General features: G+C 37.5%; 15 protein-coding genes. 10 read left to right on the forward strand and 5 right to left on the reverse strand.

Features of this window, described 5'->3' with window-relative positions; translation table 11 throughout:
• The first annotated feature begins 188 nt into the window (after positions 1–188).
• On the forward strand, positions 189–662 hold the full coding sequence (locus CWO92_RS13045) for a GNAT family N-acetyltransferase (RefSeq protein ID WP_101354654.1): 474 nt from the start codon (positions 189–191) through the stop codon (positions 660–662).
• A gap of 225 nt (positions 663–887) precedes the next feature.
• Here the strand turns inward: CWO92_RS13045 and CWO92_RS13050 are convergent, their stop codons facing one another.
• From CWO92_RS13050 to CWO92_RS13060, 3 genes are all read right to left on the reverse strand, one after another.
• On the reverse strand, positions 888–1571 hold the full coding sequence (locus CWO92_RS13050; RefSeq protein WP_101354655.1) for a WbqC family protein: 684 nt from the start codon (positions 1569–1571) through the stop codon (positions 888–890).
• A 35-nt stretch (positions 1572–1606) separates the two neighbouring features.
• Positions 1607–2440: a UDP-3-O-acyl-N-acetylglucosamine deacetylase gene (locus tag CWO92_RS13055; protein WP_101354656.1), complete on the reverse strand. Its 834-nt coding sequence runs from the start codon at positions 2438–2440 to the stop codon at positions 1607–1609.
• A gap of 135 nt (positions 2441–2575) precedes the next feature.
• Positions 2576–3205 (reverse strand): class I SAM-dependent methyltransferase, encoded by a 630-nt coding sequence (locus CWO92_RS13060; RefSeq protein ID WP_101354657.1) that lies wholly within the window; start codon positions 3203–3205, stop codon positions 2576–2578.
• Positions 3206–3523: 318 nt separating this feature from the next.
• Here CWO92_RS13060 and CWO92_RS13065 point away from each other — a divergent pair, with 318 nt between their 5' ends.
• The 7 genes from CWO92_RS13065 to CWO92_RS13095 all read left to right on the forward strand — a co-directional run bounded on the left by CWO92_RS13065 (position 3524) and on the right by CWO92_RS13095 (position 8226).
• The gene (locus CWO92_RS13065) at positions 3524–4228 is read left to right on the forward strand and encodes a class I SAM-dependent methyltransferase (protein ID WP_235851604.1); all 705 of its coding nucleotides are present in this window, start codon (positions 3524–3526) and stop codon (positions 4226–4228) included.
• Positions 4215–4787 (forward strand): nucleotidyltransferase family protein, encoded by a 573-nt coding sequence (locus CWO92_RS13070; RefSeq protein WP_101354659.1) that lies wholly within the window; start codon positions 4215–4217, stop codon positions 4785–4787. The genes CWO92_RS13065 and CWO92_RS13070 overlap by 14 nt, the downstream gene beginning before the upstream one ends.
• A 14-nt stretch (positions 4788–4801) precedes the next feature.
• On the forward strand, positions 4802–5470 hold the full coding sequence (locus CWO92_RS13075) for an HAD-IA family hydrolase (RefSeq protein ID WP_101354660.1): 669 nt from the start codon (positions 4802–4804) through the stop codon (positions 5468–5470).
• Positions 5467–6162, forward strand: a complete 696-nt coding sequence (locus CWO92_RS13080; protein ID WP_101354661.1) for a Type 1 glutamine amidotransferase-like domain-containing protein — start codon at positions 5467–5469, stop codon at positions 6160–6162. Before CWO92_RS13075 ends, CWO92_RS13080 begins: the two co-directional genes overlap by 4 nt.
• Before the next feature lie 37 nt (positions 6163–6199).
• Complete coding sequence (locus CWO92_RS13085) at positions 6200–6643, forward strand: NUDIX hydrolase (protein WP_101354662.1); 444 nt, start codon at positions 6200–6202, stop codon at positions 6641–6643.
• Between the two features lie 30 nt (positions 6644–6673).
• The gene (locus tag CWO92_RS13090; protein ID WP_233269750.1) at positions 6674–7612 is read left to right on the forward strand and encodes an alpha/beta fold hydrolase; all 939 of its coding nucleotides are present in this window, start codon (positions 6674–6676) and stop codon (positions 7610–7612) included.
• 158 nt (positions 7613–7770) lie between these two features.
• Complete coding sequence (locus CWO92_RS13095; RefSeq protein ID WP_101354664.1) at positions 7771–8226, forward strand: GNAT family N-acetyltransferase; 456 nt, start codon at positions 7771–7773, stop codon at positions 8224–8226.
• 260 nt (positions 8227–8486) lie between these two features.
• Here the strand turns inward: CWO92_RS13095 and CWO92_RS13100 are convergent, their stop codons facing one another.
• Complete coding sequence (locus tag CWO92_RS13100; RefSeq protein ID WP_101354665.1) at positions 8487–8924, reverse strand: SRPBCC family protein; 438 nt, start codon at positions 8922–8924, stop codon at positions 8487–8489.
• A gap of 101 nt (positions 8925–9025) precedes the next feature.
• Positions 9026–9154 carry a DUF3951 domain-containing protein gene (locus CWO92_RS26540; protein WP_101354666.1) on the reverse strand — a complete coding sequence of 43 codons (129 nt, stop codon included), beginning with the start codon at positions 9152–9154 and terminating at the stop codon, positions 9026–9028.
• 407 nt (positions 9155–9561) lie between these two features.
• On the opposite strand from CWO92_RS26540, the gene CWO92_RS13110 reads away from it, so the two are divergent.
• Together CWO92_RS13110 and CWO92_RS13115 are read left to right on the forward strand one after the other, a co-directional pair.
• The gene (locus CWO92_RS13110) at positions 9562–11922 is read left to right on the forward strand and encodes a bifunctional YncE family protein/alkaline phosphatase family protein (protein WP_101354667.1); all 2361 of its coding nucleotides are present in this window, start codon (positions 9562–9564) and stop codon (positions 11920–11922) included.
• A gap of 52 nt (positions 11923–11974) precedes the next feature.
• Entirely contained in the window at positions 11975–15037 is a 3063-nt protein-coding gene (locus tag CWO92_RS13115) for an efflux RND transporter permease subunit (protein WP_101354668.1), read from the forward strand.
• Positions 15038–15057 lie beyond the last annotated feature (20 nt).

The following is a 15057-nucleotide window of genomic DNA, read 5'->3' on the forward strand; positions in this document are numbered from 1 at the left end:
TTCAAATTTAAGATATAGATAAAAAAGACTTAGTTACTAATTATCTTAGTTGCTAAGATAATTATGGGGAGGTGCTTATACATTGTCAAACATTTTTTTCATTCCGTTTGGTTTCACCTTAGAGGGAGGACATTCTAATGTTCTAAGAGAATGTCTATTTAGTATGATAAAAAAGGTAGGTTGCTGTTATGATGATTAGGAACATACAAGATTCTGATTATAAAAAGGTTATTTCCGTTATTGATGAATGGTGGGGTGGCAGGCATATGGCGGATATGCTGCCTAAGTTATTCTTTGTTCATTTTCAATCTACTAGTTTTATAGCAGAGGAAAATGGAGAGATCATAGGATTTCTAGTTGGCTTCCTCTCCCAAACAAAGCGTAATGAAGCCTATATCCATTTTATAGGGGTCCATCCGGATTATAGGAAATTAGGCATCGCAAGGAAGCTATACGAGTTATTCTTTGAAACGATAAAACAGAGCAGCTGTGATACTGTGCGCTGTGTAACTTCTCCTAAAAATAAAACTTCCATTGATTTTCATACGCGTTTGGGGTTTGAAGTAGAGGATGGTGATACCGTTTTAAATGGAGTATCCATTCATTCTGACTATGATGGACGTGGGGGAAGTAGGGTGTTATTTGTTAGGAGATTAACTTAAAGCAAAATAATTATATGCAAAGAGGCAGAGACAAAACCTAGTTAAAATCAAAAAAAACGTATGAAATCAAATTTAAAACCTTGACTTCATACGTCTTTAATATCGGGGCTTAGCCCAATTTCAATCGTTTTTTTAGTAACTGAAACGACAGTAATAACGGGGAAATTTCTTTTTAGATAATTGACATAGGTAATATTGATGGATTGCTCATTCTATGGTCAGAAATCACACAATAATTTGTCTCTCTACATATTCTTTTGCATTAGGACCGCAATTAAATAATAAATCTACTATGGATAAATTATAGATGAACGATCCCCACCGTTGTGGATAGACGGGATGGTTAAAATACTGATAAACTACCTTAATATTATTCTTTCTAAAATCCTCTTCGTTCATGTATGATTTTGCGCCTAAACCGGATAAATAGATATGAGCACCTAACGATTTACAGATACTAATAAGTTTTGTATTCTTCTCCCCATATACTTCACTCATTTCAGAAGAACGTATAATTGGGGTCCTTATATCTAAGTATTCTCGAATGAATTCGATAAACGCTAAGTTTAAATCTACTAATTTAGTACCGGAGTGTTGATATATATCAATGAAAGAAGGGGAAAGATCTTCCCAATATTTTGCTTTTTGATAGCAACCCTGCAGAGTGAAAATATGTCTATGTTTCCAATTTAATTGATTATTCATCACGACTTCTTTTATTTTTGCTTTTTTATTTATAATAGGAATAGCTAAAGAAATCATTCCATTGGAACCCTTTATTACATTTCTTCTTTCTTCTTTATTGGAACATAATACATCATCTAGAATGACAAAGACATCACTTGAGAGCATTTTATGAAAAAAGCCATACCAGGGAATATAATTGGGCTGATGGATTCCTACAATCATGGAATGAACACTTCCTTTACAATGAACAACCAATGTCAAGTGTTACTTAATAAGCGCACCATCTTAATATTCATGTTATGTCCGCTTCGAAAACCGATAAAATGCCCTTTTATTTGCTGACCGGTCAACATTAAATCTCCTATTAGATCTAATACTTTATGTCTTGCAATCTCATTGCTCCATCGTAAAGTCGCATTTCCGCTGGGGATAGATAAACAATTGTTGATATTTTCGCCGAAATATTCAAGCATAGAGTCATAGTCCTGATCCAAAATAAAGGATCTAGCTTTTGCCAACTCTGATATAAAGTTTTCATCTTTTATAGCGGAGAAATGGGCAACCTGAGTAGGGATTTCTTCTTCTGGATAATGGAGGAAATAGGTTATGGAAAAATGATCAGATGGAAGACCAAGAAGGAATGAATCATATCGTTTGCGGTTCAATGCTTCGAAATGGTCCAGCACCCAGAGTGGTTGTTTCACCACTTTATATTGTAAAGGAACAGATTGAGTAATAGGCACAGCTTTTAGAAGAGCAACTATAAATTCCCAGCTGCTAAATGTTGATACTATCGGTATATATGGGCAATTTAAATGAATTCGTATATTCGTAATACCTAATCCAGAAATTGCTGCTAAAATATGCTCTGTATGTTCGACACATATTCCATCTTTTTCTAACGATGACCAACGTTTATTCTTCACTGCATATTCAGAACAGCATTCAATTTCAGGTCTATTCGGTAAATCATCGCGAATAAAAACTATTCCAGTATCAGGCTCAGCCCCTTCGAACACCACTTTAGCTGGAGATTTTCCGTTAACTGCAGTGCCTGAAACTTCCGATTTAAATGTAATGGTTTTTTGCACCTCATACCACCTTCAATATAGTAAGGTATTTATATCAGCGTGTGAAATGAATAAGGATAAAAATTAGTACCTTATGATTCATATTTTCTTGAAAGAATGTGGATATCACTGGTGTACCCTATCCTAACTTAGACTTTATTTATACATTAATATGGTGAAATCATTAGGTTTATACGAATGATATAGATTAATTCTGTTGGTCAGTTTAAAGCACATATCGAGAATCTCTACTGGATTAAAATGTGTTTCTGTCGTTCCAATATATTCGCTAGGCATTCTCGTTGTTAGTAAATTAAAGGCAATCCCTTTATTGCATAATGCAAACATTTTTTCTACACTTTCCTCTAGAAAAATTTTCATATTTTCATTGGGTACTGTTACACTAAAAGTTCCCGAGGCAACTAGATAATCGTAGTGTTTATCGGCATCAAGTTCAAATAAGGATTTATTCATGAAATTACCTTCAGGGTGCTTTTTCTTTGCAAATTCAATAAAATCCTTTTGGATATCTAATCCGGAGTATCTGATATTATTGTAGTTTTTTTCTAAAATAAAATCATATAGGTGGCCTAAACCACATCCAACATCTAGTAAAGTAATATCATTCGATTGGTCTTTCTCAAACAGTTTACATATATATTGAAATCTGATTTTCTGGCTTTCCGTACTACCCCATTGAACGTCCTTATACGAGTCAGTTATGTTTTTGGTTGCAAAAAATTTATTGGTGAAAGCTTTAAATTTCTCATTTGTACTTTTATCCATTATATATTCCTCCTTTTGATACAAAGGGTAATTAAGTAGGTTATTTTATAAAGAATTACGGTTATTGTAGTGGTCTTTATTAGTAGATGTAGATATTTCGTTTTTTGACAAAGACAAATAGGAAAAATTATTGGACTAAGATAGTCGAGAAATGACAGTTTAGAACCGTTTGTATTGATCGAATTTTGACTTCTGAAGTATTACTTTTTACAACATTTTCTGATCATCTCAGATAATCATCCTAATAAAAAAGGATTATTCCCCTTCTCTAAAGAATGTTTTAAAGATTGTAATGTTTTTTACGAAAGGAGGATAATGATGAATCATCTCGTACAAAAAGCCTACGATGCGTTTTCTTCTGATTATGAGCATCGAGTAGATAATCATTCCTTGTACAATATTGCCTATGAGCGACCAGCGATGATGACTCAGCTTCCTAACGAAATAAAGGAGAAAACGATACTAGATGCAGGCTGTGCAGCTGGATGGTATACGGAACAATTTATGAAACGCGGAGCTAGGGTAACAGCAATTGATCTGAGCCCTGAAATGGTTGCGGCAACAAAGAGAAGAGTTGGGGATCAGGCAGAGGTTCTCTGTTTAAATCTTACAGATAAGCTTCCGTTTGCAAATAATTCTTTTGATTTTATTGTCAGCTCGCTGGTTCTTCATTATGTAGAGGATTGGGGTCCGACATTTCAGGAGTTTAAACGGATATTAAAACCAGATGGGATTCTGCTATTTTCTGTCCACCATCCTTTCATGGATATTCGCAGATCACCCAGCAATGACTATTTTGCAACGGAACTTATTATTGATCAGTGGAAAAGACAAGGAAAGTTCATTGAAGTTCCTTACTATTGCCGTCCGCTCCATGAAATACTAAACGAAACACTTGCTTATTTTTCAATAGAGAAGTTGATAGAACCCCAACGGGTGCCAGGCACCACTCGTGGACAAATGTGTAAACTGTCCTCCACAGAAGGACAGTCAACAGAGGGAGTAAAAAATGGTACAGAATGAAAAGGATATTCTACAGATTGTTAGTGAAGATACATGGATGATGGATATTTTGCGCACAGCAAAAAAACTGAATCTGCCGGATTGGTGGGTTTGTGCAGGTTTTGTTCGGTCTAAAATCTGGGATACCCTCCATGGTTATAAGAAGCGGACTCCCATTCCAGATATTGATGTAATCTATTTTGATACAACAACCACAGATGAATCAGTAGAAAAGAGATTAGAAGAAAAACTGAGGAACCTGCACCCTAATATACCGTGGTCCGTTAAGAACGAAGCAAGAATGCATGTGAAAAATAATTTCCAACCCTACCAATCTGCTGTGGATGCGATAGCCAAATTTCCTGAAACTGCAACAGCATTAGGGCTTAAATTAGATGAAAAGGATAATCTTATTTTAACAGCACCTTGTGGTCTGGAGGATGTCCTACATTTACAAGTCAAACCTTCGCCATTTTTTATGGCAACAAAGGAATATGCCTCTATTTACGAGGAGCGAATCAAGAAGAAGAACTGGAAGTCCATTTGGCATAGAATCAACATAACCCATATTTCAACGTAAATGAGGTCATAAAAATGAATTTTGCTATGATATTTGATATGGATGGAACTCTCTTTCAAACGGATAAGATTTTAGAAATAAGTCTGGAAAACACGTTTGAAGAGTTAAGAAGAAAAGATTTATGGGAAAAAGAAACACCAATTGAAAATTACCGCCAGATTATGGGGGTTCCTTTGTCCGTAGTATGGGAGACGCTTCTTCCAGCTCAATCGGAAAAAATACGCGCAATGGCTGATGCATTTTTTCAAAATCAGTTAATCGAAAATATACAAAACGGCAGCGGTGAATTATACCAGCATGTAGAAGAATTATTTGCCTATCTCAAGTCTAAGAATATCCCTATTTTTATCGCCAGCAATGGGTTGCCCGCCTATTTGGAATCCATTGTTACATACTTTCATCTCGATCAATGGGTAAAAGAAGTTTTTAGTATTCAGCACATACAATCGAAGGATAAAGCAGATCTCGTAAGGTCCATTATTGAAAAATACAACATACAAAGAGGTGCAGTCGTTGGGGATCGGTTATCAGATATAAAAGCAGCAAAATCAAATGGCTTTCATGCGATTGGGTGCCGATTCGACTTTGCTCAAGATGAAGAGCTTAATTATAGTGACTTTATTATTGATGACTTAATGCAGATAAAAGAGATTTTAAAAGAGATAGAGGGCATAAAATTATGAGACAAATCATTGCACTTGGCGGCGGCGGATTTTCCATGGAACCGGAGAACCCGTTACTAGATTTATATATTTTAAAACAGGCTAGCAAATCCAATCCATCCGTTTGTTTTTTGCCGACAGCGAGTGGTGATGCAGAAAACTATATTGCTAATTTTTATCATTCTTTCCACCAACATGGATGCAAGCCGTCACACCTTTCCCTATTTCGGCCACCGACAAGAGACTTAGAGGATTTTATTCTATCAAAGGATATTATGTATGTTGGCGGAGGGAATACGAAGAATTTACTGATTCTTTGGAAGGAATGGGGATTGGATCGGATATTAAAAAAGGCATGGGATGAAGGTGTTGTACTAGCAGGAATTAGCGCTGGTTCGATTTGTTGGTTTGAAGAAGGCGTAACGGATTCGTTTGGGGACCAACTAGAACCAATTAAAGCACTTGGGTTTTTGAAGGGAAGTAATTGCCCGCATTATGACGAGGAAGCGGAAAGAAGACCAGCATACCATCATTTTATCGAAACGAATCAATTGAAACCAGGTATTGCAGCGGACGATGGGGTTGCCACCCATTTTGTAGAACAAGAGATTGTGAAAGTTGTCAGCTCAAGACCAAACGCAAAGGCATATCAGATTTTACATGAAGGAACGGTACGGGAGAGAACATTGGAAACGGTATTTTTGGGGGAGTAATCGGGAACATAGCATTATTTTGAAGTGAGGTGATGACATGCCTGTAATGTTGACTTTCGGAGAAAAGGAAGCATCGATTGAATACCAACCAAGACCAGGATGTTATGGAATTATTTTTAATCAGAATAGAACCAAAGTAGGTATTGTCAATATTAAGAATCGCTATTTTCTGCCTGGGGGCGGAAAAGAAGGGACCGAGAGTGATGCTGATTGCCTTAAAAGAGAAGTGTTGGAAGAATTGGGGCATGAGGTGAAAATAGACCAATATATTGGAAAAGCTCAACAATATTTTTATTCCAAGCACTATGAGGCATATTATCTTAACATTGGGCATTTCTATATATGTGAATTAGGAAAAAAAATCATGGAGCCAATTGAGGAAGATCATATCTATGAGATGGTGGAAATTGAAACAGCAATGGAAAAGCTGGTTCATAAACATCAGAGTTGGGCAATCCAGCATGCATTAGGGTTAGTTTGAAGTCCAAAGGGGATGGTTTACTTGAAGACGATGCTTCATGTAAGAGGGAAGAATATTTACATTGAAAAAAATGGGGCCGATCATTTGCCAAAACTTCTTTATTTACATGGCGGCCCAGGTTCGGGTTGTTTAGATTTTACCCATTTTCAAGCTAGTAATCTAGCAAAGAAAGTCCAACTTATTGCATTGGATCAAAGAGGGATAGGGCGTTCAGAGGGATTAGCAGAGACCGATAATTTAACGCTGGATGATCTGGTTGAAGACTGTGAGGAAATTAGAAAACAGCTAGGTATTGAGAAGTGGTCGGTTTTAGGCCATTCCTTCGGTGCCATATTAGCAGTCTTATATGCGGTAAGATATCCGAAAGCATTGGTAAAATTGATTTTTGAGTGTCCTACTTTTGATTTGAAACTTTCAGCGAAGTCGCTCTTAAAAGGAGCAATTGGAGAATATGAGAAAAAGGAAAATCATGTTATGGTTGAAAACTGCTTGAAATGCATTCGTGGCGATCAATCTTCAAGAGAAACGTGGGAATTGTTGATGCACCTTACAAATGAGCTGGGGGAAGACAGAGAGAATCTCTATTTTAAAAATTTATCCCCGAATGTATTCCATCACATTTATGAGGAAGTATATGGTCCGCCGAGCGAGGGATGGAATAAACAAGGAGTATTCCAGCAAAAACTTTATCAGCAGGATGAATTGTTTGAATCCTTTTTACCTTTGCTAGAAAAGATAGCCCACCCTGCATTACTCATAAAAGGAAAGTATGACTGGGTGGCATCAGAGGAACAGATTGAATTCTTTTTAAAAGCAGTAAAGCATCCTTTCGTAGAATACTTTGATCAGAGTGCTCATTTTCCGCATATGGAAGAAAAAGACAGGTTTACGGACGTGGTTAGTCAATTTTTAAATAGTGAAGTTATTGATTCAGGAAATAATCATTTTCAAGGAGTACAAAGTAAATGAAAAGAGGGATACGTGCCCGGTACATGTAGGGGGATTATGGTCAACAAGTCTGGAAAGCGATCACCAAAGATAGCTTTAGGCTTCGTGCGTTACCAAAGATATCCTCACTAAAGAGAATCAAATCTTAGTAAAGCTTTTTAATAAAGGAGGGAAAAACAATGAACCAAGAAGTATTAATAAGGAAAGCCACACATCAAGATATCCCTGAACTCTACCAATTAATGATTGAATATATCGTAGATTTCTATAAAGAACCGAAACCAGCGGAAGAGGATCTAAAAGGATTAATAGAGCATTTATTAACAAATACTTCCAGCGGACTTCAATTTGTTGCCGAGCACGGGGGCAGATTAGTAGGCTTTGCCACTTTATATTTTACTTTCAGCACATTAAGGGTAAAGAGACAAGCCATTTTAAATGATTTATTTGTAAAGGTCGGTATACGTGGGCAAAAAATAGGGGAAAAGCTATTTCAAACTTGTTTGGAATACATACGGGCGAATGGCTTTTGCTCAATGACCTGGGAGACGGCACAGGATAATGTGGTTGCTCAATCACTTTATAAAAAAATGGGCGGTGAAATATCTCCATGGTTGTTTTATGAAATTAAATAAACTGCATGCGTTTTTGCATTTGAAATGTCATGAGATGGAGGAATACAGAGCATCAAGGAGCAGTTGCTAGACATTAAAATACAACCATAGAGTAATAAACTAAAAAAGAGCCAATTGGCTCTTTTCTCAAGTTAACACATTAAACCGTGTAAAACATTAGGGGGATGGTTAGACCTAATTTTTTGTAATGAGATCGATTACAGTTTTTAGAAAAAAATGATTGAAATATACGATTTATAGAGATATTTTCTATTAATAGTTTAATTCTTAACTAATCCACCTCGTAATGTCGTCACACCATACTCCAAATAACCCTTAAGACAAGTTAACAAGAAAACCCATCCTTCTTTATTGTCTACCATTTTATATATTAGCTCGGGATCTTTGGCATCAAAGCCTACTTCGTTTACCTCCACAATAGTGGTCGAAGGGTCTGCCTCCTGGAACGTAATGGTAACGGTGTTTTCAGCACCCTCTGGTCCCCATAAGAATACAATTTTTCTATCTTGAACCGCTTCTACTATTTTGATCGTTAGCTCTGCATTGTATTCAAGATATGTTAGACGGATCGTTTTGCCTTGCTCCCATCTTTCGGAGCTGGATGACCACCAAAAATTTTTGATTTTAGAAGGATCAACAAAGGCCTCGTATACGTCATGTGCTGGCTTTAAAATTTTCATTTTCGTAAGATTGTTCATTTCTCATCATCCTTCATATTGATTATGTAATGCTTAAACATCTTTTTCTTCATATTGGATTTCATGTTTAGTGTCATGTAGTGGGTTTACTCTTTTTATATCTACCTTTTTCCTACAGTTATATCATCATAGGGGGTATATTGGTTCGATGGTACTGATTTTCCTTTGAAAATCCGATAGCAAATAAATCCAAGCACGACCATAATGAAAAGCGTAAATACGTATCCCACTAGATTAACCTCCTATTAGTCCCTTATTATTTTTATTCGTTAAAAAATGTCATAATCCTGCATGCATTACTAGGAGTATTCAGAAGAGAATGATTAAGTACATTTATTATTTTACATTTAATATTTGGGATCTATTACTCTTTTGACTACATTTACAAGGATTACCCATATTTTATTTTGTTAATAAAATAATCATAGGATAATAATAAATCCTTCTATAATTTAGTGATGTAAACCCTTCTTTTCTCACATTTTCATAAAATTAAAGGGAAAATAAGAGACAAAAGGAACAGGACTATTTTCATAAAATTCTTATTACTTTCTTAACCTTAGCAAAACATTATATTCATATATTTCTCCTACCATTTTATCTGTAAGACAAAAAATAAAGGAAAGGGAGAGTTGGAATGAAAAAGAAGACAGTTATTACTGCAGCTGTTGCCGCACTAATGATTACAACTGGCTCGACTTATGCTGCCATGAATTTGAACAGGTCGGCAGGACCAGGAGAAAATAATATGGGGTATACACCTTATAATACCGCCTTAACTCCTGTCGGCCAGCAAATCACATTAGGGAATTTTCCAATGGGCGGTGCCTTGAGCCCAGATGGCAATTATTTAATTGTTTCCAATGATGGTCAAGGAACACAGTCACTTCAAGTAGTGGATACCAAAAAGATCAAGATAGTTCAAACTATCGAGTATAAATCTCCGGAATCCCTATATCTTGGGGTCGCGTTTAGTCCGGACGGGAAAACATTATATGCATCAGCTGGCGGAAATAACAAAATTCGTAAATATACTTTTATAAATGGGCAATTGACAGAAAAACCTGCTATTCAGTTAAAAGATAGTAAAAACAGTAATTTCTATCCAGCTGGACTTTCCGTATCACCAAATGGTGCTTATCTATATGTGGCAAATAATCTAGACCATTCAGTGTCTAAAATCAATCTTGCTTCTCAAAAAATTGTTCAAACAGTATCTGTCGGAAAGAATCCTTACACAGCATATTTAACAAAGGATGGGAAATCGCTGTATGTCAGCAATTGGGGGGAAAGCAGCATTACACTACTTAACCCGGAAACACTGGAAGTAGAGAAAAACATTTCAACAGGTCTTCACCCGAATGCCATTGCCGAAAATCCGGTTTCAGGAGATGTATATGTTTCCAATTCTGATGATGATTCTATCTCGGTCATATCTGCTAATACAAAGAAAGTCGTTCAAACCCTATCTGTTAAGCCATTTAAGCAATCTCCTACCGGTAGTCAGCCGGATGCCTTGTCCGTATCGAAAGATGGAAAAACGTTATATGTGGCTAATGCAGGAAACAATGATATTGTCATGATTGACTTATCTTCGAAAAAAGCAAAGGTAAGAGGGCTTATCCCAACTGCATGGTATCCTACCGGTATTTACTTGGACAAAAATAAAGTAATGGTTACAAATGCAAAAGGATTAGGGGCGGGTCCGAATGCTCAAGGCCAATATATTGGCAGTATGATAGAAGGTACACTTTCTGTATTTGACACACCGAATAATCGTGAGCTAAGTAAGTATACAAAACAGGTCTATAAAAACTTAACGGATAAAGGGGAAGCGAAAAGAGCGGGCAATAATCCGATTCCAATGAATCCGGAAGGGAAATCTCCGATTAAACACGTGATCTACATCATTAAAGAGAACCGTACATATGATCAAGTGTTTGGAGATTTAGGAAAGGGAAATGGGGACCCGAGTTTAACAAGTTTTGGTGAAAATATTACGCCAAATCTTCATAAGCTTGCCAATCAATTTGTGACATTTGATAACTTCTATGCAGATGCCGAAATCAGTGCACAAGGTCATAACTGGTCTACTGCGGCAAAAGCAAATGATTATACCGAAAAGAACTGGATGGCTAACTATTCGAGCAGGAATCGGGGTTATGATTTTGAAGGGGATAATGATGCTGCATATCCAAAAGCAGGCTTCCTTTGGAATAATGCACACCGCTCTGGAGTCTCCTTCCGTGATTATGGTGAATTCGTTAATTATGACAAAGTAAAAAAACAATGGGTAGCTACTGATCCAAGTATTGGTGACCGATTTGACCCAGAATTCCCAGGGTGGAATCTGGACATTTCAGATTTAGATCGGGTAGCAGAATGGAAAAAAGAGTTCAATTCGTTTGTAAAAAATGATAATCTTCCACAGTTACAAATTGTTCGGCTAGGTAATGACCATACACAAGGTACAAAGGTTGGAAAATTAACACCAGAAGCAATGGTTGCTCAAAATGATGCTGCTGTCGGAAAACTGGTGGATGCAGTAAGTCACTCGAAATATTGGAAGGACACAGCTATTTTTATCACCGAGGATGACGCACAAAACGGTTGGGACCATGTTGATGCCCACCGAACAGAGTCGTTGGTCATTAGCCCCTATACCCAAACTGGAAAAGTTGACAGCACTTTTTATGACACCACGTCTATGATCCGTACGATGGAATTAATCCTTGGAATGAAGCCAATGTCCCAATATGATGCTTCCAGTATTCCAATGTATAATGCTTTTACTCATAAGCCTGATTTTACCGCTTATGAATATGAAGAACCACGTACGTCATTGGTTGAGATAAACGGAAGTAACGCTCCGGGAGCACAAATTTCTGCTAAACTCGACTTCTCCGGAGCAGATCATGCAAATGAGGATCAGTTAAACCAAGTATTGTGGGAACAAACAATGAAGGGTAAAAAGTATCCTACCAGCAAGAATAAATAATAGATAAGCCTCCTATTTGGGGGGCTTTATCTATACATGGAAGGAGATAAGTATGAAAAAGTTCATTCGTTTCTTTTCTCAGCGTTTGGTACTCCTTTCCGTAATGGTAGTGCTTGTATTTGTATGGGGCATCTATTCTGCAGCACAAATGAAGACCGAGTATCTTCCGCAAATCAATAATCCTACTGTTATGGTCACATGGAAATCACCGGCTGAAGTGGATAACGTTAAGATTGAGCAATTCAATAACAATCTTATTCAATCCCTGAAAGAAGTGGAGGGAATGAAATCAATTCAATCAACGATTTACAAGCAGGGATTGTTTTCTAGTTTAACTTTTTCACAAAATGTGGATATCGAGCAAGCAGAAAGAAACATCCAGAACGCTATCCAACGGGTAAATCTACCTGCAGATTCCAGCAGGCCTGAGATTCAAAGGATTAGCTCTGATGCCTTTCCCTTTATGGAAATTAGCGCATCCTCTGCAAATATCGAGAAACAACTCAGCGAAATAAATGGTGTAAAAAGAGTAGATGTAACTGGCAACGGGCAAAAAGGATTGGTCGTTCAGTTGGACAACCAAAAACTGCTAGATCACGGACTTCGGTTTGAGGATGTGAAAAATGCACTGAAGAATGATAGGAGTTTATGGCCGGAAGGAACCATTACAACGAAAAATCTTCAGATGCTGTTGAAGGTAGAAGGAACGGCAAATCAAAAGACAGAACTTGAAAATACAATGGTTAAGACCGATAATAATAAGCCTGTATTTTTGAAAGACATAGCGACCATTGAAGAAGGAACGATAAATGTCGAAACCAAGGTCAGAACAAATGGAAAACCAAGTGTTATTTTGGATTTGTATAAAACGAGCTCAGCAGATGTCACCAAAGTAAGTGAAGATGTGATGAAGATGCTAGAGAAGATGAATCAATCAGATCCAGATGTAACATTTACGATTCTTTCTAATCAGGGACAGTCAGTATCACATGCAATAAATGGATTATGGAAAGAAGGTGCACTTGGTTGTGTATTTTCAATACTATGTGTGTTCTTCTTTTTTCGTGAATGGAGGGCTACAACAGCAATTGCTGTGACACTTCCAATATGTTTTCTTGTGACTATATCGATTTTACAGGCAATGGGGATTACTTTAAATTTATTAACAGTGTCAGGATTAATTGTTTCCATGGGCAGGGTGGTGGATGACTCCATTGTGGTGCTTGATAATGTTTATCGCAAACTTGAAAAGAATGGCTCTTATTCCTTGGATTTGCTGGCTTCAGCTGTAAAGGAAATGATACCCGCAGTGGTTTCTTCCACCTTGGTCACGGTTGCTGTTTATTTACCATTAGCTCTGACTAAAAACATGGTCGGTCAAGCGTTATATGGACTTGGTTGGGCTGTGACCATTTCGCTGTTTTGTTCGCTGGTGGTTTCACTCCTTATTTTACCTCCATATGTAGCAAGAACGTGGACAGGGCGTTTTCACGCTAAAGCACCGAAAATAGAAATGTGGGCAATAATCCTCCTAGAAAAAGTATGGGGACACCGAGGCAAATGGTTTAGCGGGTTAGTGGTTGTTCTTATTTTGGCGATTATCAGTGCCATTTTTATACCCGTAAATGTTCTGCCGCGTACCCATGCACAAGATCTTACTATTCAAGTGGAAGCAAAAGAAGGGGCAACACTTGAGCAGGTTGACGCTGATGTTAGGGCACTTGAATCATTATTACAATGGCATAAGGAGATTGCAGGTTATTCTTCGACCGTTGGCTCTATTTTCGCTCCTGCCTTTGATGATGTATTCGACCAAGGTGGGGGATGGATTCAGCAGCCGAATATTGCAAATGTATATATTACTCCTACAAAAGGTGTGAAAATTGATCAATTAACTTATCTTTTAAGACAGGATATTAAAAATCTTTCTGCAAGCTCGAATTACACTATCACAAATCAGCAAATTGCTGGGGACGATTCAAGAATTAACTTAGTTCTCACTGGTGAAAATCCTAATGAACTTACTAAGACTGCAGCCTTATTAAGAGGGAAACTACAAATGATTAAAGGATTGCAAATTTATGGTGATGCAGATCAATCGGATCAGGAACGGTTTACTATTGAGCTGGACGAGGAGAAAATCAATGCCTTAGGTGTAAATAAGCAATCTATTCTGGCGAAGTTGGAAACATTTATAGATAAACGCGAGGATATCCAAATGGCAGATTCGACTTCCTCTTTTGAAGTGGAACTTCGCAAGCCTTCTGCTGTTTCGCTTTCATATTCTCAAGGGACTGATTCGGAGCAAGAACTGGTTACTCAATTAGGACATGTCACTTTTAAGGATAAGGATGGAAAGGATGTTCAGCTTCAGGAAGTGGGAAAACTCAAGGTGGATTCGCCGATATTGTGGAGTGAGAAAGATGACCAGCCAATTGCGGTTGTGACTGGAAACATACTCACAAGTGATATCGGAGGGGTTACAAAAGAGATAATAGATACACTGGGCAAAATCGACCTGCCTAAAGGAATCCAAATTGAATTTGGCGGTATCCCTCAACAAGTTCAGGAAATGATATGGAATATTGGTTTTGCCGGAGTCGTATCTATTATTCTAGTACTATTTATTATTTCTTGTATTTTCAAAGGGATTCGGGGACCAGTAGCGGTAGTATCCTCCTTGCCGTTTGCGCTAATTGGATCGGTTCTTTTCTTGTTCCTATTTAGGCAGTCCTGGAATTTGGGTGCATTAGTTGGAATGGTGATGCTGGTTGGGATTGTCACAACAAATGGAATCGTCCTTGTCGATCGATTGGAAAGGCTGCAAGCGATTGGAGGTCCATTAAAAAAATTCATTATTGAAGGTACTGCAAGCCGTGTAAGGCCAGTACTTATGACAGCAGCTACCACAATCCTGACACTTTTGCCATTAGCATTCTCGGGAAAGTCGGATACGCTTATCTCTCAATCACTTGGACTGGTAGTGGTTGGCGGTATGATTACTTCCACCATTGCAAGCCTTTTGGTGATTCCAACCGTTTATTATTGGATGTGGAACTCCGGCCTGCGAAAAAAGGCACATAAACAAATCAATGTTCTCTCGTACGGGGACTAACTTTGAAGGGAATGCCTTTT

The sequence above is a fragment of the Heyndrickxia camelliae genome, assembly GCF_002844575.1.
GTDB lineage: Bacteria > Bacillota > Bacilli > Bacillales > Bacillaceae_C > Margalitia > Margalitia camelliae.